Source organism: Methylobacterium sp. NMS14P (assembly GCF_028583545.1).
In the GTDB taxonomy this organism is placed as follows: Bacteria; Pseudomonadota; Alphaproteobacteria; order Rhizobiales; family Beijerinckiaceae; genus Methylobacterium.
Map to the genome: position 1 here is coordinate 5982366 of NZ_CP087106.1, position 21067 is coordinate 6003432.

A 21067-nucleotide genomic window follows, 5' to 3' on the forward strand; every position below is an offset into this window, starting at 1 on the left:
CCCGGATCGTCCATGGCCCTGACCCGCGACCTGCTCGATATCCGGACGATCTATCACGAGCCCACTGTCGGCGACTTCCCGCTGGGCCGGGACATCCTCGCGCGCTTTCCCGACGCCGCGCGCATCGTTGTGCCGTCGCACTGGAACATCCCCGAACTCCACGGCAACGCGGGCTCGGTGGAGGACTGGGTGCGGATCAAGCGCTCGACGCTCGTCCTCGGCGTGAAGAAGGGCCTCGCGATGCGCCCAAACGGCCGCAGCGCCCACTTCATCGCGCCCTCGACCTCCAACGGCTGCGCCATGGCCTGCGCCTACTGCTACGTGCCGCGCCGCAAGGGCTTCTCCAACCCGATCTCGCTGTTCGTGAACGTCGAGCAGGCCTGCGCGGCGATCGCCCGCCACGCCGGGCGCCAGGGGCGCCTGCCGGAGCCGGATCCGATCGATCCCGAATACTGGGTCTACGATATCGGCGAGAACGGCGACCTCTCGGTGGACGCGGCGGTGAGCGACGGCGCGCGCGCCCTGGTCGCGCTGTTCCGCACCCTGCCCAACGCCAAGGCCTCGTTCGCCACCAAGGCCGTCAACCGCGATCTCCTAACCTACGATCCGCAGGGCAAGACGCGCATCCGCTTCTCGCTCATGCCGGCGCGGATTGCCCGCATCGTGGACGTGCGCACCGCCCCGATTCCCGAGCGGATCGCCGCCATCGACGACTTCGTGGCCGCCGGCTACGAGGTCCACGCCAACTTCTCGCCCGTCATCCTCTACGAGGGCTGGGAGGCGGACTGGCGGGCGCTGTTCGCCGAGATCGACGCGACGCTGTCGGACGCCGCCAAGGCGCAGCTCAAGTGCGAGATCATCATGCTGACCCACAACGCGGATCTGCATGCGGTCAATCTCGGCTGGCACCCGAAGGCCGAGGAGCTGCTCTGGCGGCCGGACATCCAGGAGGCGAAGATCTCGGAGGGCGGGGGCGCCAACCTGCGCTACCGGGCCGGCTGGAAGGGCCGGTGGCTCGCGCGTTTCAAGGCCCTGCTCGCCGAGACGATGCCCTACTGCACGGTGCGCTACGCGTTCTGAGCACGGATGGCCGAACTTCCGGCCGTGCGCGGCGTTGGCGCGCCAGCGGAGGGATGCTCACCCATGGCGACGCACGAGGACCATATCCGCGAGGCGGTCGCCCTCGCCGCGGCGAACGTCGAGGCCGGTGGCGCGCCCTACGGGGCGGTGATCGTGCGGGACGGTGCCGTGCTGGTCCGCGCGGCCAACACCGTGCACGCCACCAACGACCCGAGCGCCCATGCCGAGATGGTGGCGCTGCGCGAGGCCAGCCGGGTGCTCGGCCGCCGCGATCTCGGCGACTGCGTGATGTACGCGAGCGGCCGCCCGTGCCCGATGTGCCACGCGGCGATGCGGCTCGCGGGCTTCAGAGAGGGCTACTTCGCCTTCTCGGCCGAGGAAGCCGAGACCTACGGTGCCGGCAGCGCGGCGATCTATGCCGAGCTCTGCCAGCCCCTCGACGCGCAGCCGATGCGGGTCACCCAGATCCGTCCGCCGGGCGATTCGCCCTACGCGGCCTGGCAGGCGCGCCGGGAGGCCTGAGGCGGCCGCGCCGGCCTCAATGCGTCCAGGGCGCCGTGCGGTTGAACTTGAAGTTGTCCGAGTAGGACAGACCCTTGCGATGGACGGGCTTGGCAGGCTGCTCGACGCGGAACGCGATCCCCTCGCGCTTCGCGTAGGCCACGGCCTCCTCCTCGGTGTCGAACTCGAGGCGCACCTGCTGGAGCATGTCGGAGGATCCGTTCCACCCCATCAGCGGATCGATCTCGCGCGGGCTGGTCCGGTCGAACTCCAGGATCCACTGCTTGGTCCGGGCGAGGCCCGACTGCGTGGCGTCCCGAGACGGACGGAAGATGCGGGCGCTCGGCATCGGACTCGACAAGCTCCTGATCGAATGGTCGGGGCGATAGGATTCGAACCTACGACCCCCTGGTCCCAAACCAGGTGCGCTACCAGACTGCGCCACACCCCGACTGCCACACGGCCTCAATGCCGTAGCGGTTCCGCTGTTCCCCCGCAAGGCGCGGCGCAGGCAGGCACTGCCGGCGGCGCTTCCCGCGCGGGAAATTCACGGCGCCTCACTTGTCAGACAAATTGGCGGGCGGTAGATTTTTGACGGGACGAGGGTCGGGCCTCCCCGCAGTCGGACCGGCGCCTGCCATCACTGGGGGGTGGAGGATGGTGCGCTCGGATCGCGCCGCGCCGGGCGGTTCCGGTCCTCGTCGCCGCGGCGCGGGTCAGCGCCCGCGCCGCGGGCCTTGCCGGCCCCCGCCGAAACGGTGACGATCACCGCGAGCGACATGGATTTGCCCGTGTGGACACCGAGCCCGCGCTACCCTGACCCGGCTGTCGAGATCCTCGACGCCGCCTTCGCCCGCTACCGGGTGTTCAACGCGGCGGTCGAGCGCCTCGCGACCGGCTTCCGCTGGTGCGAGGGGCCGGTCTGGTTCGGCGACGGGCGCTACCTGCTCTGGAGCGACATTCCCAACGACCGCATCCTGCGCTGGGACGAGGAGAGCGGGGCGGTGGGCCTCTACCGGAGGCCGTCGGGCTTCGCCAACGGCAACACCCGCGACCGGCAGGGGCGGCTCGTCACCTGCGAGCACGGGGGGCGTCGGGTCACCCGGACCGAGCATGACGGCGCGATCACCGTCCTGGCGGACACGTTCGAGGGCCGCCGGCTCAACTCGCCGAACGACGTGGTGACCGCCGCCGACGGCGCGGTCTGGTTCACCGACCCGCCCTTCGGGATCGGCGGCTTCTACGAGGGCGTCCGTGCCGAGCCCGAGCTGCCGCAGAACGTCTACCGGCTCGACCCGGTCACCGGCGTGCTGGAGGCCGTGGCCACCGACCTCGCCGGCCCCAACGGCCTGTGCTTCTCGCCCGACGGCCGCGTGCTCTACCTCGTGGAATCGCGCGGGCAGCCGACCCGGCGGATCGTCGCGTACGATGTGGTCGTCGGCCGCACGCTCCGGAACCGGCGGGTCCTGATCGATGCCGGGCCCGGCACGCCGGACGGGCTGCGCTGCGACGTCGACGGCAACCTCTGGTGCGGGTGGGGCATGGGCGACGACGCCCTGGACGGCGTCATGGTGTTCAACCCCGACGGCCGGCCGATCGGCCGCATCCGGCTGCCGGAGCGCTGCGCCAACCTCTGCTTCGGCGGCCGGCACCGCAACCGCCTGTTCATGGCGGCGAGCCAGTCGCTCTACGCCGTCCACGTCGACGTCCAGGGCTGCGCCGGCGGGTGAGGCCCGGATGCCCAGCCCTGCGTGCGCCGCCGGCATCGTCGCCGGCACGATGCTTGACCGGAGCGGCGCGCCGACCCACTTCCCGTCCGCCGGGGGCATAGCGGGACACCAGCCGATGATCGAACTCCACTACTGGCCGACGCCGAACGGCCATAAGATCACGATGTTTCTCGAAGAAGCGGGCATTCCTTACCGCCTTCACCCTGTCAATATTGGCAAGGGTGAGCAGTTCAACCCGGATTTCCTCAAGATCGCGCCCAACAACCGGATGCCGGCGATCGTCGACGACGAGCCGGCGGGCGGCGGCGCGCCGGTCTCGCTGTTCGAGTCGGGGGCGATCCTGCTCTACCTCGCCGAGAAGACCGGGCGCTTCATCCCGGGCGACCCGCGCGGCCGGGCCGAGGTGCTGCAGTGGCTGTTCTGGCAGATGGGCGGCCTCGGCCCGATGCTCGGCCAGAACCACCACTTCTCGCAGTACGCGCCGGAGAAGATCGACTACGCGATCAAGCGCTACGTCAACGAGACCAACCGCCTCTACGGCGTCCTCGACCGGCGGCTGGCCGACCGCGCCTACGTCGCCGGGCCGGACTACTCCATCGCCGACATGGCCTGCTATCCCTGGATCGTGCCGTGGGAGAAGCAGGGTCAGAACCTCGACGACCACCCGAACCTCAAGCGCTGGTTCACGGCGATCGCCGAGCGGCCCGCCACCAAGGCAGCCTATGCCCGCGCCCCGGAGGTCAATCCCGATTTCGGCAAGACCATGAGCGAGGATGCCAAGAAGGTGATGTTCGGCCAGACCGCCTCCAACACCAAGCGCTGACCGCACCATGACCGAGACCGCGCCCGCCCTGCCGCTGGAGGTGATCCACCGCGGCTGGAACACCTTCGGCATCGCCACGCTGACGCTGCAGGACGGCAGCACCGTGCGGCGGGCGCTGGAGGATCACGGGCAGGCGGCCTGCGTTCTGCCCTACGATCCCGAGCGGCGCGTGGCGCTGCTCGTCCGGCAGGCGCGGGTCGGGCCCGCCTTCTGGGGCGAGCCGGCCGAGTTCGACGAAGCCCCGGCGGGCGGCCTCGACGGCGGTGCCCCCGAGGCGACGGCGATCCGCGAGGCGATGGAGGAGGCGGGCGTCCGGCTGACCCGGCTGGAGGCGGTCGCCCACGCCTACAGCATGCCGAGTGTGTCCTCCGAGCGCCTCTGGCTCTACCTCGCGCCCTACGGCGCCGCCGACCGGGTCGGCCCCGGCGGGGGCCTGCACGCGGAGGGCGAGCAGGTGCTGGTCGTGGAGGTGCCGCTGGCCGCGCTGGCCGATCAGGCCCGGGCCGGCCGCCTGCCCGACCTCAAGACCCTGGTCCTCGTCCAGGCCCTGATGCTCCGAAGCCCCGAACTGTTCGCCCCATGACCCTCTCGCCCACCGCACCCGCGCCGGATGTCCTCGCGGCGATGCTCGCCTTCGCCGAGGAGGCGGCCCCGCTGGCCCTCGCCATGCGGGCGCGCGGCCTCGCGATGAGCAACAAGGGCCCGGATCTCGGTCAGGCCTTGACGGAGGCCGACCTCGCCGTCAGCCGGCTGATGCACGCGCGGTTCGGCCCCGACCTGATCGAGGAGGAGACGGCCGAGGACCTCGGACAGGCGGCGGCCCGGGCGCTGCTCGCCCGCGACGCCTGGACCTTCGTGGGCGACCCGATCGACGGGACCCGACCTTTCGCGGGCGGCCTGTCGGGCTGGGGCGTGATGGTGGCGGCCTGCCGCGCGGGCTGGCCGCGGGCCTGCATCATGAGCCTGCCGGCCTGGAACGAGGACCGCTCCGCACCGGCCCAGGGGGTGCCGGCGGAGGCCACGGAGGGGCTCCTGCTGGCGGCGAGCGAGGGACGCGCCTTCTGGGCACCGACGCGCGGCGGCCGCATGACCGAGGCTCTGCGCCCGCTCGAGCGCTCGGAGCGGAAGACCGGCCATGTCGGCTGGCTGTCGGTCACGGCCCAGCGCTACACCCTGGATTACGGCCGCGGCTGGTTCCCCTGGAGCGAGGGCGGGGCGATCTCGGACGCCGCGCTCCTGGCCACCGGCCGCCTCGACGCGACTCTGAGCAACAACCGATTGTGGGACCTGGGCCCGATCCTCCCGCTGTTCGAGGCGCTGGGCTTCCGCCTGTTCCACTGGCCCGACCTCGGTGATCCGCCGGCGGCCTTCGTCGACCTGTTCGACGCCGAGCTGTCGGCCCACGACGACCTCTGGCTGGTGGCCCGGGACCGCGCGCAGGCCGCCGATCTGGCGACGGCCATCCGCCGCGCCTAGGACGGAGCCCGCGAGGGCCGCGCCCGGTCCGGGCAGGGCCGCCGAACGGGAGGTCCCGGACCGTGAGAGGATCCGGGCCGGCTCTCAGAGCGCCGCGATCAGCGTCCGGATCCGCGCCTGCGACGCCTTGAGCCCGCTCTCGGCCTCGGCCCGCGCGGCATCGAGCTTCGCCAGCTCGTCCTCCTGGGCAGCCATGCGGGTGAGGTAGCGCCGCGCCAGCTCGCTGTCCTTCGGAACGGCGCCGAGATTGCTGCGGATGCGCTCCTGCTCCGCCCGCACCTTCGCCTCGCGCTCGCCGATCTCCTCGACGGTCCGGGTCGCCGCGGCGACCTCGGCGCGGGCCTGCGACAGGGTCTTGAGCTTGCCGCCTAGCTCCGGGTCGGTGGCGAGGGAGGCCCACCGGACCAGCAGTGCCTCGTCGGCGTCGACCAGATCGTAGGCATCGATCTGGACGCGCTCGAGCACCGCCCGGGTCTCGGCCGTCCCGCCAGCGGGAACCGCGACCTTGAGGCGATAGGCCGTGGGGGTCTCGCCGTCGCGGGCGGTCGCGGTGAGGGTCCACCCATCGCGACGGGGATGCTCGATGATCACGGAACGGGCGGCGTCCGGCGCGCCCTTGATCGTGTAGGTCGTGACCTCGCGGGCGATCACCGTCGCGCGCGCCACGCCGTCGACCACGGTGATCTTGGTCAGGGCATCGCTCGGCTCGGTCTCCGCCTGGACGGCGACCTTGCGGTCGAGGGCGAAGCTGGCGAGCCGCTGCTCGCCGGCGGGCGTCGCGGGCAGGCGGGCGTCTCCCAGGTAGCCGGCCTCGCGGTCGTAGAGGGTGATGAGGCCGGCCGGCAGGGTCGCGGTGATGCTGTTGCGGATCCGGAGGGCCGCGATCGGATGGATCCCCTGGCCCGGCTTCCAGAGGGCGACCCGCTCGGCCTCGATCTCGGTATCGATGAACGGCACCGACAGGGTGCCGCCGGCGCGGAGGTCGACCGGGTGCGGCAGCGTGAAGTTCGCCGCCACGTCCCCCTCGCTGGCGGCGGCGCCGGCGGTGGCGGCCGCGGCGTCGTAGCTCGGTTCCGCGGCCTCCGCGCGGCTGTCGCGGGTGTCCATCCGCACCATCGGGGCCGGAAGGGGCGCGGCGGGGGCCGGGGCGCGCAGGCGCGCGACCGATTTCGACGCGACCGTGCCCGGGTCGAGGTCCGGCATGCCGACATCCTCGACCATCACCGGCGCCTCCGGTCTCTTGCGCCAGTAGCGCCGGTGCAGGCGCTGGAGGAGCGCCACCGGTGACCCGGACGAGAGGGTGACGTCGACGCCTGTCCAGTCGGCGCCGAGGGCGTTCTCGAGGATGGCCCAGGCCTGCAGGTTCGCGCGGCCAGCGCCGCCGTCGACGATGCGATAGCTCGTCTTCCAGACCGGCGCGGCGACCACGTAGGTCAGCCGGACTTCGCGCCGCCCGTGCCCCGCGAGGTCGACCTCCACCCGGTGGGCGTCCCCGACCTTGGCCTTCCCGGCCGCCGCGATCGCCTCGGCGATCTTGGCCGCCATGGTCGGATCCTGGATCGTCACGGAGGCGCCGTCATCGATCGGCACGGATTCGAGCGTGCCCGTCCCGGTCAGGAGGGTCAGGATCGCGACCGCGCCGTTCTCCGTCCCGGCATTCCGCTCGGACACGCCGAGCACACGCCCTTCGAGCGTGCGCCCGCCGCTCTGAATTCGGACCGGCACACCCTGCAGTTTCCCCACGAGGCGTGCCGGTGCGGACAGGTCGTCCGCGGTGAACGGCATCGTCCGCAGCGTCTCGTCGGCCCGATCCACGCCGTCCAGACGCAGGGCACCGACGGTGCCGACGGGATCCCGCACGACGAGGCTCTTGAGGATGTCGTCGATCTGCTCGGAGCGTGCGTCGAGCCCGATCGTCGCGTCGCCGTCGACAGGGTGGACCTGGGTGACTTCCGCGAGGCCGCCGCTCGACAGGGTGACGGCGCGGATCTTCCCCGGGGACGCCGCCATCAGGGGCGGCGCGGCCGCGATCATGCACAGCAGAACGCCGGCCCACACGACATGAGACGTCACCAAATCGCCTGCCTCCCGTTCGAGCGCCGTCCGCCGCGGCGGTCGCGGATGTGACGGCGGGTTCGAGGCGCCGGCACCGCACCGTGACGCCCGCTCCTGCGCGGCCGACGACGGGGATCCGGCAGCCGTCGAGCGCCTCGGCCTGAGCGGCCACGCGCGGTGGATCGCCCGCGTCCGCGGCGGCCGACGGCCCCGCGAGCCGCGAGCCGCGAGCCGCGAGCCGCGACACTAGGATTCTCCGTCCCGTCGGCGCTGTCCAGTCGACTAGGTCATCGCGGACTCGTCCCGCCGGCCCCGCGATACCGCGGACCGTCGGCACGGCGTCCCGGGCGCATGCGAAAAGGGCGGCGCGCCATCGCGTGGCGCGCCGCCCCTGTCGTCGGTCTCAGGCGATCAGTTCAGCGTCGCGTTGACCGGCCGGCGCTCGGCCCCGACCGTCACGTCGCCGATCATCAGGCCCATCGGGCCGAGCCGGACCGCCACCGTCTCGCCGTCGTGGACCTTGCCGGAGAGCACCAGCTCGGCCAACGGATCCTGGACGTTCTTCTGGATCACCCGCTTCAGCGGCCGCGCCCCGTAGGCCGGGTCGTAGCCCTTGTCGGCGAGCCAGTTCTTGGCCTCCTCGTCGACCTCCAGAGTGATCTTGCGGTCGTCCAGGAGCTTCTGCAGGCGCCCGAGCTGGATCTCGACGATCGCCCCCATCTCAGACCGCGCGAGGCGGTGGAACAGGATGATCTCGTCGACCCGGTTCAGGAACTCCGGCCGGAAGTGGCCCCGCACCACGCCCATCACCTCCTCGCGGACCGCGTCGGTGTCCTGGCCCGCGGGCTGGTTCACCAAGTACTCGGCCCCGAGATTCGAGGTCATGATCAGCAGCGTGTTGCGGAAGTCGACCGTCCGCCCCTGGCCGTCGGTGAGGCGCCCGTCGTCGAGGACCTGCAGCAGGACGTTGAACACGTCCGGGTGCGCCTTCTCGACCTCGTCGAACAGCACGACCTGGTAGGGCCGGCGCCGCACGGCCTCGGTGAGGGCGCCGCCCTCCTCGTAGCCGACGTAGCCGGGAGGCGCGCCGATCAGCCGGGCGACCGCGTGCTTCTCCATGTACTCGGACATGTCGATGCGCACGAGCGCCGTGTCGTCGTCGAACAGGAAGCCGGCCAGAGCCTTGGTCAGCTCGGTCTTGCCGACACCCGTCGGGCCCAGGAACATGAACGAGCCGATCGGCCGGTTCGGGTCCTGCAGCCCAGCGCGGGCGCGCCGGACCGCGGTCGAGACCGCCTCCACCGCCTCGCGCTGGCCGACGACGCGCTTGGACAGCGCCTCCTCCATGGCCAGCAGCTTCTCGCGCTCGCCCTCCAGCATCTTGTCCACCGGCACGCCGGTCCAGCGGGAGACGACCCCGGCGACGTGGGCGGGCGTGACCGCCTCCTCCATCATCGCGTCGCGGCCGTTCTCCGCCTTCGCCTCGATCTCGGCGAGCTGCTTCTCGAGGCCCGGGATGACCCCGTAGGCGAGCTCACCGGCGCGCTGGTACTGGCCCTGGCGCTGCGCCGCGGCGAGATCGTTGCGGGCCTCGTCGAGCTTCTTCTTGAGGCCGGCGGCCGTACCGAGCTTGTCCTTCTCGGCATTCCAGCGGGCCGTGATCGCCGCCGAGCGCTCCTCGAGATCGCCGAGTTCCTTCTCCAGCCGGACCAGCCGGTCGCGGGAGGCGGAATCGGTCTCCTTCTTGAGCGCCTCGCCCTCGATCTTCAGCCGGACGATCTCGCGGTCGATGTTGTCGAGCTCCTCGGGCTTCGAATCGACCTGCATGCGCAGGCGCGAGCCGGCCTCGTCGACGAGGTCGATCGCCTTGTCGGGCAGGAAGCGGTCGGTGATGTAGCGGTTCGACAGCGTCGCGGCCGCGACCAGGGCGGAATCCTGGATGCGCACGCCGTGGTGCTGCTCGTACTTCTCCTTCAGGCCGCGCAGGATCGAGACCGTGTCCTCCACGGTCGGCTCGGACACGAAGACCGGCTGGAAGCGCCGGGCGAGCGCCGCGTCCTTCTCGACGTGCTTGCGGTACTCGTCGAGCGTGGTCGCGCCGACGCAGTGCAGCTCGCCGCGGGCGAGCGCGGGCTTCAGCAGGTTTGAGGCGTCCATGGCCCCGTCCGCCTTCCCGGCGCCGACCAGCGTGTGCATCTCGTCGATGAACAGGATGATGCCGCCCTCGGCCGCCGTGACCTCGGAGAGCACGCCCTTCAGCCGCTCCTCGAACTCGCCGCGATACTTCGCGCCGGCGATCAGCGCGCCCATGTCGAGGGCGAGCAGGCTCTTGTCCCGCAGGGACTCGGGCACGTCGCCGTTGACGATGCGCAGGGCCAGACCCTCGACGATCGCGGTCTTGCCGACGCCGGGCTCGCCGATGAGGACCGGGTTGTTCTTGGTGCGCCGGGACAGGACCTGGATGGTCCGGCGGATCTCCTCGTCGCGGCCGATCACCGGGTCGAGCTTGCCCTCCCGGGCGGCCTCGGTGAGGTCGCGGGCGTACTTCTTCAGGGCGTCGTAGGCGTTCTCGGCCGAGGCGTTGTCGGCGGTGCGACCTTTGCGCAGCGCGTTGATCGCGGCGTTGAGCGAGGCGGGGGTGACGCCCGCCGCCTGGAGCGCGCGGCCGGCCTCGGAATCCTTCTCCACCGCCAGAGCGAGGAGCAGCCGCTCCACCGTCACGTAGGAATCGCCCACCTTCTCGGCGGCCTTCTCGGCGGTGTCGAACAGGCGCATCAGCTCGCGCGTCGCCTGCGGGGCGGCGGCGTTGCCGGAGACCTTCGGTTGCTTGGCGAGCCACTGCTCGGTCTGGGCTAGAGCCACGCGCGACTGGCCGCCCGCGCGGTCGATCAGGCCGGCGCACAGGCCTTCCGGATCGTCGAGCAGGACCTTGAGCAGGTGGCCCGGCTGAAGCTGGGGATGTCCCTCGCGCATCGCGAGGTTCTGAGCCGCCTGCACGAAGCCGCGGGCGCGCTCGGTGTACTTTTCGAAGTTCATGCACAACCCTCCCGTACCGGCATCCGCCGCCCGATGAGAGGCGCGGCGCCACCGAAACGTCGCCCTCCGGCTATCCGCCGCGCGAGGGCCCCGGCGCCGTGGTGGCCGCCGGTAGACCCGATGTGGTGTTGCAATTGAGCACCACAAGGGGCCGCGAAGCTCTTGCGCGCCGGATCATTTCAGGGCCACGCTCCGCGCATGACCGCACCGATTCATGTCAGCGCCCTGTATCGCTACCCGGTGAAGGGCCTGAGCCCCGAACCCCTCGAGCGGGCGGAGCTCGAGACCAGCGGCTTCTTTCCGGGCGACCGGCTCTACGCCATCGAGAACGGGCCGTCGGGCTTCAACGAGGTGGCGCCCCGGCACCAGCCCAAGACCAAGTACCTGATGCTCATGCGCGACGAGGCGCTCGCCCGCCTGCGCACCCGCTACGACGACGCCACGGCGACGCTGACCGTCGAGGGGCACGGCGAACCGCAGGCCTTCCGCCTCGACACCGAGGCGGGCCGGGAGGGGCTCGCGGAGCTGATGCGCCGCTTCGTCCCCGAGAGCCTGCGGGGCGAGCCGAAGGTGCTCGCCGCCCCGCCGCAGTACCGCTTCACGGACTCGCCGACCGGCTACGTGTCGCTGATCAACCGGGCGAGCGTGGCGGCGGTGGAGGATTACCTCGGCGCGCCCGTGGACCCGCTGCGCTTCCGCGGCAACCTGCTGGTCCAGGGGCTCGATCCCTTCGCCGAGCTGGAGATGATCGGGCAGGTGATCGAGGCGCCGAGCGGGCTGCGTCTCAAGATCACCAAGCGGACGGTGCGGTGTGCGGCGACCAACGTCGACCCGGCCAGCGGCGTGCGCGACTGCGACATCCCCTGGACCCTCGACGCGCGCCTCGGCCACCGCGACCTCGGCGTCTACGCGGAGGTGATCGCCGGCGGGGCGCTGGCGAGGGGCGACGCGCTGCGGGTGGTGGGGTGACGCGCGACGGGCGATCCCAGCGCTGCCGTCGTTGCGAGTGCAGCGAAGCGATTCAGGCAGCGCCACGCTGACAAGCCGCGCGCCGCCCTGGGTCACGTCGCTGCCCTCGTGATGACGGGCGGACGCGGTCCAATGGACGTCTTGTCAGAGCCTCGACACGTAGGCCGCGAGATCCTTGATGTCCGCCTCGCTCAGGCCCTGCGCGACCTCGTTCATGGCGGGATCGTAGCCGGGCCGGGCGTTCGACTTGTAGCCGGCGAGCGCCTTGGCGAGATACTCCTCCCGCTGCGCGCGGATCCGCGGGATCGCGTCCCGGCCCGCGAGATCCGGTCCGTGGCAGGAATTGCACTGGTGCTTGGCGACGAGCGCCTGCGCGCGCGCCGCCAGGGCCGCGTCGACCGGCGGACCGGACCAGGCGGGCGGCGGCAGCGTCGCCACCGCGTCGGCGTAGCCGCGCAGGTCGTCGTCCGCGAACCCGGCAGCCACCTCGTTCATCGGCGGCGCCTCGCGCTGCTTCTCCCGGAACTGGAAGAGCTGCGTGACCACGTAATCCGGGAGTTGCCCGCCGAGCGAGGGCACGCCCTCCGTCGCCGACGTGCCGGCCCCGTGGCAGCCGATGCAGGGCGCGAGGCGCTCCTGCATCGCGGCGTCCGGGGCGGCGAGCGCCGCGCCCGCGAGCAGCAGCCCGCCGAGGGCAGGGACCAGCCCGCGGCTCGCCCGGAGAAGGCGGCGCATCACCGGCCGTAGCTGACGCGGTAGATCGCGCCGTTGTAGTCGTCGGAGACGAGCAGCGATCCGTCCTTGGCGACGAGAACGTCGACGGGCCGGCCGACATACTTGTTGTCCTGGAGGAAGCCGGTCAGGAACGGCTCCACCGCGGCGGTCTTGCCGTCCGGTCCGGGCTTGGCCACGACCACGTCGCCGCCGAGCTTGGCGGTGCGGTTCCACGAGCCGTGCCGGGCGACGAACATCGCGTCCCGGTAGGCCTCCGGGAACTGCGTGCCGGTGTAGAACCGCAGGCCCAGGGAGGCCGTGTGCGCGCCGAGCAGCGCCGCCGGCGCGGTGAATTCCGAGCAGGCATGGCCCCAGCCGTATTCCGGATCCGTGAACGTGCCCTGGTGGCAGTACGGATAGCCGAAATGCTGCTTGCCCGGCTCCGTGAGCACGTTCAGCTCGTCGTTCGGGATGTCCTCCGAGACCCAGTCGCGGCCGTTATCGGTGAACCAGAGCTGCTTGGTCTTCGGGTTCCAGTCGAACCCGACGGTGTTGCGCACGCCGCGGGCGATCACCTCGGCGTTCTTGCCGTCGAGGTCCATGCGCCGGATCTGCGCGTGCGTGTCCGGCGGCATCACGATGTTGCCCGGCGCGCCGACCGGGACGTAGAGCTTGTTGTCCGGGCCGATGGCGATGAACTTCCAGCCGTGGGCCTCGTCCTTCGGCAGGTCGTCGTAGACCAGGGTCGGCTTCGCCGCGCCGTCGAGATGGTTCGCGATGTCGTCGTACCGCCAGATCTTCGAGAGTTCGGCGACGTAGAGCGCGCCGTCGTGGTACGCGACGCCGTTCGGCCGGTGCAGGCCCGTCGCGATGGTCTTCACCTCGCGCTTCCCGTCGCCGCCTTCCTTCGGCAGCACCGCGTAGACCTTGCCCACCGTCCGGGTGCCCACGTACAGCGTGCCGTCCGGCGCCTGGGTCATCTCACGGGCGTTGGCGAGACCGCTGGCGTAGACCTCGATCTTGAAGCCCTCCGGCACCTTCAGCTTGTCGAGCGGCAGCTTGGCGGCCGCGGTCGCCAGCGGCGGTCCGGCCACCGGCGCGAGCTTGGCCGCGCCGCCGCCCTCGGGGCGGCCGTAGAGCGCCGATCCGCGATCGACCTGGACGCTGGGCGGCGGCGCGGCGGTCGCGGGCGTCTCCTGCGCGGCGACAGGGCCGGATCCCATCAGACCGAAACCGAGTCCGGCGAGGGCGGCGGCGAGGCTGCGGGTCAGGATCGGCTGGCTGATCGGCGTCATGATGTCTCCCGGTGGCGGCGGCCTCGCGGGCCGCCCGCTCGCTCTGCACTCATTATTCAACGGTCGGCCGGGCAGCGCGACCGGGCCGGGCGGCGCAGAGGCGACACTCCGCGGCCGCCGTAACGCGGGCTTGAGTCAGGCAAGCAGCCGCGTCCTCCGGGGCCGTCGTCGCCTGTCGCTTCGGCTCACCTTGCGTTTTGGGCAATGATCTCCGAAAACGCCCCCCGTCCGGGAAGCTTAGGCTTGGCCGGGGCTGCCGGCCGTCCGCCGGAGCCCGGCCGACGCGGCGTTCCGATCCGGTTCGAGGACACGTATCGATGATCGATTACGCGCAGGCGCGGCGGATGATGGTCGACTGCCAGTTGCGGACCTTCGACGTGAACGACAACACGGTGCTCGACGCGTTCGACACCGTGCCGCGCGAGGCCTTCGTGCCGAAGGGCCGCGAGCCCTTCGCGTATATCGACCAGACCCTGAACCTCGGCGAGGCCGGCGGCGAGACCCGCTGCATGCCGGCCCCGATGGTCGTGGCCCGGATGGTCCAGGCCCTGCGGGTCCGGCCGGGCGTCGCCGCCCTCGACGTCGCCACCGGCTACGGCTACGCCGCCGCCATCATGGCGCAGCTCGGCGCGCGGGTGACGGCGCTGGAATCGGTGCCCGATCTCGCCGAGGCGGCGCGCACCCGGCTCGGTGCCTCGGCCCAGGTGATCGAGGGCCCGATCGCCGACGGCGCGCCCGGGCAGGGTCCGTTCGACGTCATCCTGATCAATGGCCGCGTCGAGGTCCGGCCGCAGGCGCTGCTGAACCAGCTCAAGGACGACGGCCGCCTGGTCTGCGTGTTTGGCCCGCACCGCAACGCCAAGGTGACGCTCTTCGTGCGGGCCGGCGACGCGTTCGGGGCCCGGCCGCTGTTCGACGCGTCGCTGCCCGGTCTCGAGGCCTTCGCGGCGGAAGCCGGCTTCGCGTTCTGACACCGCGCCGGGGCGCGGCGCGCGCAGGCCCCGATCAGCCGAGCCTGTAATCTCCCAGCCGGGCCCGGCGGGCGCTCCGGCGATACGCCATGACCGAGTCGGGCCAGAGGGTGCTGTTGCGCCCGGTCGCGTCGAGGTACCAGCTGCGGCAGCCGCCGGCCTGCCAGATGCTGTCGGCCATGCGGCTGTGGATCCGGTCGACGAACCGGGTCTGGGCCTCCGGCCGGACCTCGACGGTCGTCGTCCCGCGGCGCAGGGCCTTCAGACAGTCGAGGACGTGCTGCACCTGGATCTCGATCATCGAGACGACCGAGTTGTGGCCCAGCCCGGTATTGGGCCCGAGCAGCATGAAGAAATTGGGAAATCCCGCGACCGTGATGCCCTGGTAGGCGCCCACGCCGCCGGCCCAGGCCTCGGTCAGGCTCCGACCGTCGCGGCCGACGAGGTGCATCCGGGCGAAGGTCGCGGCCACGTCGAAGCCCGTGGCGTAGACGATCACGTCGAGGTCGTGACGCTGCCCGGCCTCGGTGGTCACGCCGGTCTCGGTGATCCGGGCGATACCGTCCGTCTCCAGGGTCACGTTCGGGCGCTGGAGCGCGGGGTAATAGTCGTCGGAGATCAGCACCCGCTTGCAGCCGAGCCGGTAGTTCGGTGTCAGCTTCGCCCGCAGAGCCTTGTCGGGGATCGCCTTGGCGAGATGGTGCCGCGCCAGGGACTCGGCCTGTCCGGTGAGCTTCGAGACCTTGGTGAAGCCGAGCAGCGCCCGCACCTCGTGCAGCCAGAACAGGCGCGCCCGCTCGAGCCGCCGGCTGAGCGGCAGGCGCCGGTAGCGGTCCCGGGCCCGCTCCGCGATGGCGCGGTCGTTCTTGGGCATGATCCAGGGCGGCGTGCGCTGGAACAGGGTCAGGTGGGACGCGACGGCGGCGAGTTGCGGCACCACCTGGATCGCGCTCGCACCGGTGCCGATCACCCCGACGCGCTTGCCGGCCAGCGCCACGGAATGATCCCAGGCCGCCGTGTGGAAGGCGGGGCCGGCGAAGGCGTCGCGACCCGGGATGTCCGGGTAGGCCGGATGGTGGAGCCCGCCCATGCCCGCGACGATCGCGCGCGCCGTGATCGGTCCCCGGTCGGTCTCCACGCGCCACAGGGCGCGCTCCGCGTCCCAGGTGGCGCCGGTGAAGGTCGTCCCGAGCTGGATCAGGGGCATCAGCCCGTTCCGCTCGGCGGTGTCCTGGAGGTAGGCCAGGATCTCCGGCTGCGGCGCGTACATCCGGCTCCAATCGGCCTTCGGGGCGAAGGACAGCGAGTAGAGGTGCGAGGGGATATCGCAGGCCGCCCCCGGGTAGGTGTTGTCGTGCCACGTGCCGCCGATGCCGTCGGCCTTCTCGATCACCCGGAGCGGGCCGATGCCCGCCTGCCGGCAGCGGATCGCCATCGCGAGCCCCGAGAAGCCGGCGCCGACGATCAGGACGGCCAGGGTCTCGGGCGCGGGCTCGGTCATCGCAGGGGGCTCCCGGAGGGGGCGTGGGGCGCGTGCGCCGTCAGGAAGGCCGCGGCGTCGTCGAGGGAGGTCTGCGCCTCCGGCAGCACGCCGGCGGCGAACTGCCAGGCGTGGGACACGACCGGGAAGAGCTTGAGCTCGGTCTCGACGCCGGCCGCGCGGGCCCGCTCGGCCATGCGCACGGAATCGTCGCGCAGGACCTCGCGGGCGCCGACGTGGAACAGCAGCGGCGGGAAGCCGGTCGGGTCTCCGTAGAGCGGTGAGACCCGCGGATCGGCGGGATCGGCGGCGGCGCCCAGGTACATCGGCCGGATCGCCGCGAGCGCCTGCGGGTCGAACATGGCGTCGCGCCACGCATTGGTCACCCGCGAGCCGTCCTCGGAGACGAAGTCCGTGGCCGGCGAGAACAGGGCCGCCGCCCAGGGCATCGGCAGGCCCCGCGCGCGGGCCTGGCCCATCAGCACGAGGGCGAGGTTGCCGCCGGCCGACTCGCCCGCCACGCAGGCGGCGCCCTCGGCGCTGAACGCCGCCCAGACGGCGGTCACGTCGTCGACCGCTGCGGGGAACGGGTGCTCGGGGGCGAGGCGGTAATCGGGCGCGAAGATCGTGAAGCCCCGGTTCGCCAGCGCGCCGGTGACGGGACGGTGCGTACGGGGCGAGCACGCGATGAAGCCGCCGCCGTGGATGTAGAGCATCCGCCGGCCGGGGCCCGCCTTCGGCCGGACCCACTCGCCCTTCACGCCGCCGACGATGCCCGGCTCGTAGGTGACGCCCTTGGGGTCGGGGAAGGTCGGCGCTTCGAAGATCCGGCGGAACGCGGCCGCGTCCCGCGCCCGGGACAGGGGGCCGCGGACCCGGCTGCGGACCATGTAGGCCCCGAGATACGCGCGCAGGCTCGCCATCTCAGAGCGTCCCGCCGGACAGGCGCACGATCGTCTTCCAGTAGCCCACCGGCATCAGCCGCTGGATCAGCGCGGCGTTCTTCGCGTCCTTGCCGACGACGATCCGGGGCGCCCGGGCCTCGATGCCGCGGATGATGGCGGCGGCCGCGTCGGCCGGCGCCAGGGTCAGGAGCTTGCCGAACGCCTCCCGCGCCTCCTCGTCCTCCACGGCCGCGCGCTTCGCCGCCTCCGGGTCGGTCGGCGGGCGCCGGCCGCGGGCGTTGCGGGAGATGGCGGTGGCGACGCCGCCCGGATGGACCACCGTCACCCCGAGGCCGGTGCCGGCATACTCGTGCCGCAGGGCCTCCGAGAAGCCGCGCACCCCGAACTTGCTGGTGCAGTAGGCGACCTGGCCCGGCGGCGCGATCAGGCCGAACAGGCTCGACAGGTTGACGATCTGCGCCGCAGGCCGGGCCCGCAGCATCGGCAGGAAGGCGTGGCACATCCGCACGACGGCGCGCAGGTTGATGTCGAGCAGCCACTCGAAATCGTCGAGATGCGTCACGTCGAACCGGCCGCCGAGGGCGACGCCCGCATTGTTGATCAGGAGGTCGAGATGCCCGGACCGCTCCGCGACCCAGCCGGGCAGCGCGCGGATGCCCTCGGCGTCGGTCAGGTCGAGGACGCGCGTCTCCATCGGGACGCCACGGATCTTCGCGGCGACGGCCGCGAGGCCGGTCTCGTCCCGGTCCACGAGGAGGAGGTTGCAGCCCTTCGCGGCGAGGCCCTCGGCCAGCGCCGCGCCGATGCCGCTCGCCGCGCCGGTGATCAGGGCCACCGCGCCCGCGAGTTGGAACCGCTGTGCCAAACCGCGCCTCCCCGTTCCGCCGATCTGCATCGGACTGTCCTCGGGGGATAGGCCCAGCCGGCCGGATTGTCTAGGGTGAACACCCTAGACGGGGACGGGATCATGTCGCGGGGCGAGGGTCGGAGGGGCGAACGCGAGGAGGTCGGCCTGGAGGCCGATCCCGCGGTCGCGTCTCCCGATACGCGGACGCGGATCCTCGCCGTCAGCCTCGCGCTGTTCAACGCCCGCGGTCTCGGCCACGTCACGACGGCGGAGATCGCGGCCGCGGCGGGGATCCGCGAGGGCAATCTGCAGTACCATTTCCCGCGCAAGCGCGGCCTGGTCGAAGCCCTGTTCGCGGCCTTCGAGACCGAGGCCGTGGCGGTCGCGGGCCGGATGCCCGCCGACCCCGCGGCACCGGAGGCGCTGCTCGCCTACCAGAGGGCGTGGTTCGACCTGATGTGGCGCTACCGCTGCGTCTACCGTGACGGCATCGCCATGGTGGAGATCGCGCCGGCCCTGCGCCCCCGGGTCCACACCCTCCGGGCCGAGACCCAAGCCCTGGCCCGCGGGGTGTTCGAGGCGGCCGCGCGGGCGGGACGGCTGCGCGTCGCTCCCGACGCCCTCGGGCGGCTCATCGACAATGCCTGGATCGTGTCCAGCCACTGGATGAGCCACCGCCTCCAGGGCGGCACCGCCCTGACGGAGGCGGATCGGGACTGGGGCTTCGCGCAGGTCCGCGATCTGTTCGCGCCCTATCTCGTGCCCGAAGGCCCTACTTGACGGCCACTGGCCCGATCCTTCCATGCGCTCCGGCCAAGCTCGGACCCGAAGGACGCGATGCTCGACCGCCTGACCCATGCCGGCCTCAGCCTCCTCGTGCTGCTCGCCGTCGCGTTCCTGTTCTCGACGAACCGGCGGGCGATCAGTCCCCGCGTGGTCCTGACCGGGCTGGCTTTGCAGGTCGGCCTCGGCGCCCTGGTCCTGTTCCTGCCCGCCGGGCAGGCCGCGCTGCGGGCCGCCGCCGACGCGGTGGTGACCGTGCTGTCCTACGGTGACCGCGGCACGGCCTTCCTGTTCGGCGGCCTCGTCGAGCCCAAGATGTTCGAGCTGTTCGGCGGCTCGGGCTTCATCCTGGCGCTGCGCGTCCTGCCGCAGATCCTCTACGTCTCAGCGCTGATCGGCGTGCTCTACCATCTCGGCGTGATGCAGGCGCTCGCCCGGGGGCTCGGCGCGGTGCTCCGGCGGATCCTCGGCACGTCGCCGATCGAGTCGTTCTCGGCGGTGATCACGATCGCCATCGGCCAGAGCGAGATCGCCGTCGCCCTGCGCCCGTTCCTCGCCCTGCTGACCGGGGCCGAGCTGTTCGCCGTCATGTCGAGCGGCGCCGCGTCGACGGCGGGATCGATCCTGGCGGGCTACGCGGCGCTCGGCGTGCCCATGACCTACCTGCTCGCGGCCTCCGTGATGGCGATCCCGGGGGGCCTCGTCTACGCCAAGATCCTGATGCCCTCCACGGAGCCGACCCGGATCGCCACCACCCGGGTGGAGTTCGGCGAGACCCGGGCGGCCAACATCATCGAGGCGGCCGCCGACGGCACCCAGAAGGGGCTCGCGGTAGCGGTCTCGGTGGGGGCCATGCTGATCGCCTTCGTCGGGCTGATCGCCCTGGCGGACGGCCTGTTCGGCACCCTCGGGGCCTGGGTGGGTTACCCGTCCGCCTCGTTCGAGGGCGTGCTCGGCTGGGCGCTCGCCCCGCTGGCGTGGCTCCTGGGCGTGCCCTGGGACCAGGCGACGCTGGTCGGAGGCGCGATCGGCCAGAAGCTCGCCTTCAACGAATTCCTGGCCTACGCCAACCTGTCGCCGGTCCTGAAAGCCGGGACCCTCGAGCCGCGGGCGCAGGCGATCGTCTGCTTCGCCCTGTGCGGCTTCGCGAATCTCGCGTCGATCGCGATCCAGCTCGCGAGCTTCTCCAGCCTCGTCCCGGAGCGGCGCTCCGAGGTCGCCCGGTACGGCCTGCGAGCGATCCTCGCGGGGACGCTCTCGAACCTCACGAGCGCGGCGATCGCGGGGCTGTTCGTGGCGTGACGGGTCAGGCCGCCTTGCGCGCCGCGAGCAGCAGCGCGTTCGGGCGGGTCCGCTTCGGCACCGGCAGGACGCGGTCGAGGACCGCGCCGACGCCGTACGCGAAGGCGAGCGCCGCCGCCCAGGACCACGTCCGGCGGAAGAAGCGGTCGCGGCAGCGGACGGGGCTGACCTTGGCCATCCAGTGAATCAGCGAATCGTGCCGGTCCATGCCGATGGCGTGCACGGCCTCGGGCGTGCAGCCGAGGGTCGTGGCCAGCGCCTCCAGGGCGGTGGGCGTCCACCACGTCAGGTGGTGGGGCGGCGCGTTGATGACGAAGTTCGGGATGGTGGTGTTGGGCGAGGGCCAGAGCGGTGTGCCGATCAGGACCACGCCGCCCGGCTTGACGCAGGCCGCGAGCGCCGTGGCGAAACCCAGCGGGTCCGCCACGTGCTCGATCACCTGAAACGCGCAGGCCACGTCGTAGACCGGGCCGACGCGCGCCGCGTGCGCCTCCACGGTCTCGTCGAGGATCGCGCCGGTCGGGTCCTCGGCGGAGAAGTTCGGGTCGAGGCCGGTATAGGTGGCGTCCGGCACGTAGGCGCGGAACCCGCCGTGGCCGCAGCCGACATCGAGCACCCGGGCACCCGACGGCACATGCGCGGCGGCCTGCCGGAATTCCAGGCGCTCCGTCTCCGGCCCGGCGAGCTTATCGTGCGCGGCGATCCGGCCGTAGAACGCCCGGTAGAAGGCCGCGTCGCCGGCCACCGGCGGGTCGAAGAAGATCAGCCCGGTCGGCGACTCCCAGAGCCGGAACGTGCCGGCGGGGCGCAGCAGCGGCCCGACATCGACCCGGCCGGAATAGTGCCACAGGAGCGTGAGGAAGGCGGCGTCCAGGCGCTCGACGCAGCGGAGGGCGGGGGCACCGGTGATCGGGCAGGGAGGAATCGACCGATCGGCCGTTTGCGCGCTGTCCGCCAAACTGATCCTCGCTCGCTCCGCAGGCCCGGGTGGTCCGGGGGTGCCGCAGCGGCACAGGTTTGGTGCGGCCCGTCAAGCCGAGGCGCGGCTCCCGTCGAGCGCGCATAGAAAAGGCGCCGCTTCGGATGAAGCGGCGCCCGCA

At 72.1% G+C, this 21067-nt stretch carries 19 protein-coding genes and 1 tRNA gene; 10 read left to right on the plus strand and 10 right to left on the minus strand.

Annotated features, from left to right (window positions below):
- The first annotated feature begins 12 nt into the window (after window positions 1–12).
- Together LOK46_RS28515 and LOK46_RS28520 are read left to right on the plus strand one after the other, a co-directional pair.
- The gene (locus tag LOK46_RS28515) at window positions 13–1080 is read left to right on the plus strand and encodes a spore photoproduct lyase family protein (protein WP_273561656.1); all 1068 of its coding nucleotides are present in this window, start codon (window positions 13–15) and stop codon (window positions 1078–1080) included.
- Between the two features lie 63 nt (window positions 1081–1143).
- Complete coding sequence (locus LOK46_RS28520; protein WP_273561657.1) at window positions 1144–1602, plus strand: nucleoside deaminase; 459 nt, start codon at window positions 1144–1146, stop codon at window positions 1600–1602.
- 16 nt (window positions 1603–1618) lie between these two features.
- Here the strand turns inward: LOK46_RS28520 and LOK46_RS28525 are convergent, their stop codons facing one another.
- Together LOK46_RS28525 and LOK46_RS28530 are read right to left on the minus strand one after the other, a co-directional pair.
- Complete coding sequence (locus LOK46_RS28525) at window positions 1619–1930, minus strand: ETC complex I subunit (protein ID WP_091787937.1); 312 nt, start codon at window positions 1928–1930, stop codon at window positions 1619–1621.
- Between the two features lie 25 nt (window positions 1931–1955).
- Window positions 1956–2032, minus strand: a tRNA-Pro gene (locus LOK46_RS28530).
- A 328-nt stretch (window positions 2033–2360) separates the two neighbouring features.
- Between LOK46_RS28530 and LOK46_RS28535 the strand changes: the two genes are divergently transcribed.
- The 4 genes from LOK46_RS28535 to LOK46_RS28550 all read left to right on the plus strand — a co-directional run bounded on the left by LOK46_RS28535 (window position 2361) and on the right by LOK46_RS28550 (window position 5610).
- Window positions 2361–3311, plus strand: coding sequence for an SMP-30/gluconolactonase/LRE family protein (locus LOK46_RS28535; RefSeq protein ID WP_273561658.1), 951 nt, complete (start codon window positions 2361–2363; stop codon window positions 3309–3311).
- Between the two features lie 115 nt (window positions 3312–3426).
- Window positions 3427–4134 (plus strand): glutathione S-transferase N-terminal domain-containing protein, encoded by a 708-nt coding sequence (locus LOK46_RS28540; protein WP_273564711.1) that lies wholly within the window; start codon window positions 3427–3429, stop codon window positions 4132–4134.
- Window positions 4135–4141: 7 nt separating this feature from the next.
- On the plus strand, window positions 4142–4717 hold the full coding sequence (locus LOK46_RS28545; protein ID WP_273561659.1) for an NUDIX domain-containing protein: 576 nt from the start codon (window positions 4142–4144) through the stop codon (window positions 4715–4717).
- Complete coding sequence (locus LOK46_RS28550) at window positions 4714–5610, plus strand: inositol monophosphatase family protein (RefSeq protein ID WP_273561660.1); 897 nt, start codon at window positions 4714–4716, stop codon at window positions 5608–5610. The genes LOK46_RS28545 and LOK46_RS28550 overlap by 4 nt, the downstream gene beginning before the upstream one ends.
- Window positions 5611–5694: 84 nt before the next feature.
- Here LOK46_RS28550 and LOK46_RS28555 read toward each other — a convergent pair whose 3' ends face one another.
- Together LOK46_RS28555 and clpB are read right to left on the minus strand one after the other, a co-directional pair.
- Window positions 5695–7683: a DUF4139 domain-containing protein gene (locus LOK46_RS28555; RefSeq protein ID WP_273561661.1), complete on the minus strand. Its 1989-nt coding sequence runs from the start codon at window positions 7681–7683 to the stop codon at window positions 5695–5697.
- Window positions 7684–8076: 393 nt separating this feature from the next.
- Complete coding sequence (gene clpB / locus LOK46_RS28560) at window positions 8077–10701, minus strand: ATP-dependent chaperone ClpB (RefSeq protein WP_273561662.1); 2625 nt, start codon at window positions 10699–10701, stop codon at window positions 8077–8079.
- A 198-nt stretch (window positions 10702–10899) separates the two neighbouring features.
- Between clpB and LOK46_RS28565 the strand changes: the two genes are divergently transcribed.
- Entirely contained in the window at window positions 10900–11670 is a 771-nt protein-coding gene (locus LOK46_RS28565; RefSeq protein ID WP_273561663.1) for an MOSC domain-containing protein, read from the plus strand.
- 144 nt (window positions 11671–11814) lie between these two features.
- On the opposite strand, the gene LOK46_RS28570 is transcribed toward LOK46_RS28565, so the two are convergent.
- Both LOK46_RS28570 and LOK46_RS28575 read right to left on the minus strand, forming a co-directional pair.
- Window positions 11815–12405, minus strand: coding sequence for a c-type cytochrome (locus LOK46_RS28570; protein ID WP_273561664.1), 591 nt, complete (start codon window positions 12403–12405; stop codon window positions 11815–11817).
- Window positions 12405–13679 (minus strand): PQQ-dependent sugar dehydrogenase, encoded by a 1275-nt coding sequence (locus tag LOK46_RS28575; protein ID WP_273561665.1) that lies wholly within the window; start codon window positions 13677–13679, stop codon window positions 12405–12407. Before LOK46_RS28575 ends, LOK46_RS28570 begins: the two co-directional genes overlap by 1 nt.
- A gap of 317 nt (window positions 13680–13996) precedes the next feature.
- Here LOK46_RS28575 and LOK46_RS28580 point away from each other — a divergent pair, with 317 nt between their 5' ends.
- On the plus strand, window positions 13997–14650 hold the full coding sequence (locus tag LOK46_RS28580; RefSeq protein ID WP_273561666.1) for a protein-L-isoaspartate O-methyltransferase family protein: 654 nt from the start codon (window positions 13997–13999) through the stop codon (window positions 14648–14650).
- Window positions 14651–14684: 34 nt separating this feature from the next.
- Here the strand turns inward: LOK46_RS28580 and LOK46_RS28585 are convergent, their stop codons facing one another.
- The 3 genes from LOK46_RS28585 to LOK46_RS28595 are packed head-to-tail and all read right to left on the minus strand — an operon-like array spanning window position 14685 to window position 17900.
- Entirely contained in the window at window positions 14685–16151 is a 1467-nt protein-coding gene (locus LOK46_RS28585; protein WP_273561667.1) for a flavin-containing monooxygenase, read from the minus strand.
- Window positions 16148–17053 (minus strand): alpha/beta hydrolase, encoded by a 906-nt coding sequence (locus tag LOK46_RS28590; RefSeq protein WP_273561668.1) that lies wholly within the window; start codon window positions 17051–17053, stop codon window positions 16148–16150. Before LOK46_RS28590 ends, LOK46_RS28585 begins: the two co-directional genes overlap by 4 nt.
- 1 nt (window position 17054) lies before the next feature.
- Window positions 17055–17900 carry an SDR family NAD(P)-dependent oxidoreductase gene (locus LOK46_RS28595; RefSeq protein ID WP_273561669.1) on the minus strand — a complete coding sequence of 282 codons (846 nt, stop codon included), beginning with the start codon at window positions 17898–17900 and terminating at the stop codon, window positions 17055–17057.
- A gap of 75 nt (window positions 17901–17975) precedes the next feature.
- Between LOK46_RS28595 and LOK46_RS28600 the strand changes: the two genes are divergently transcribed.
- Both LOK46_RS28600 and LOK46_RS28605 read left to right on the plus strand, forming a co-directional pair.
- Window positions 17976–18662 (plus strand): TetR/AcrR family transcriptional regulator, encoded by a 687-nt coding sequence (locus LOK46_RS28600; RefSeq protein WP_273561670.1) that lies wholly within the window; start codon window positions 17976–17978, stop codon window positions 18660–18662.
- 57 nt (window positions 18663–18719) lie between these two features.
- Window positions 18720–19967, plus strand: a complete 1248-nt coding sequence (locus LOK46_RS28605) for a NupC/NupG family nucleoside CNT transporter (protein WP_273561671.1) — start codon at window positions 18720–18722, stop codon at window positions 19965–19967.
- Between the two features lie 4 nt (window positions 19968–19971).
- Here LOK46_RS28605 and LOK46_RS28610 read toward each other — a convergent pair whose 3' ends face one another.
- Window positions 19972–20925, minus strand: coding sequence for a class I SAM-dependent methyltransferase (locus tag LOK46_RS28610; RefSeq protein WP_273561672.1), 954 nt, complete (start codon window positions 20923–20925; stop codon window positions 19972–19974).
- Between the last annotated feature and the right edge of the window lie 142 nt (window positions 20926–21067).

Bases quoted from the DNA above. Each gene is read 5' to 3' on its own strand.
- LOK46_RS28515 (WP_273561656.1), top strand. From the start codon at position 13: ATGGCCCTGACCCGCGACCTGCTCGATATCCGGACGATCTATCACGAG.
- LOK46_RS28520 (WP_273561657.1), top strand. From the start codon at position 1,144: ATGGCGACGCACGAGGACCATATCCGCGAGGCGGTCGCCCTCGCCGCG.
- LOK46_RS28525 (WP_091787937.1), bottom strand. From the start codon at position 1,930: ATGCCGAGCGCCCGCATCTTCCGTCCGTCTCGGGACGCCACGCAGTCG.
- LOK46_RS28535 (WP_273561658.1), top strand. From the start codon at position 2,361: ATGGATTTGCCCGTGTGGACACCGAGCCCGCGCTACCCTGACCCGGCT.
- LOK46_RS28540 (WP_273564711.1), top strand. From the start codon at position 3,427: ATGATCGAACTCCACTACTGGCCGACGCCGAACGGCCATAAGATCACG.
- LOK46_RS28545 (WP_273561659.1), top strand. From the start codon at position 4,142: ATGACCGAGACCGCGCCCGCCCTGCCGCTGGAGGTGATCCACCGCGGC.
- LOK46_RS28550 (WP_273561660.1), top strand. From the start codon at position 4,714: ATGACCCTCTCGCCCACCGCACCCGCGCCGGATGTCCTCGCGGCGATG.
- clpB (WP_273561662.1), bottom strand. From the start codon at position 10,701: ATGAACTTCGAAAAGTACACCGAGCGCGCCCGCGGCTTCGTGCAGGCG.
- LOK46_RS28565 (WP_273561663.1), top strand. From the start codon at position 10,900: ATGACCGCACCGATTCATGTCAGCGCCCTGTATCGCTACCCGGTGAAG.
- LOK46_RS28570 (WP_273561664.1), bottom strand. From the start codon at position 12,405: ATGCGCCGCCTTCTCCGGGCGAGCCGCGGGCTGGTCCCTGCCCTCGGC.
- LOK46_RS28575 (WP_273561665.1), bottom strand. From the start codon at position 13,679: ATGACGCCGATCAGCCAGCCGATCCTGACCCGCAGCCTCGCCGCCGCC.
- LOK46_RS28580 (WP_273561666.1), top strand. From the start codon at position 13,997: ATGATCGATTACGCGCAGGCGCGGCGGATGATGGTCGACTGCCAGTTG.
- LOK46_RS28585 (WP_273561667.1), bottom strand. From the start codon at position 16,151: ATGACCGAGCCCGCGCCCGAGACCCTGGCCGTCCTGATCGTCGGCGCC.
- LOK46_RS28590 (WP_273561668.1), bottom strand. From the start codon at position 17,053: ATGGCGAGCCTGCGCGCGTATCTCGGGGCCTACATGGTCCGCAGCCGG.
- LOK46_RS28605 (WP_273561671.1), top strand. From the start codon at position 18,720: ATGCTCGACCGCCTGACCCATGCCGGCCTCAGCCTCCTCGTGCTGCTC.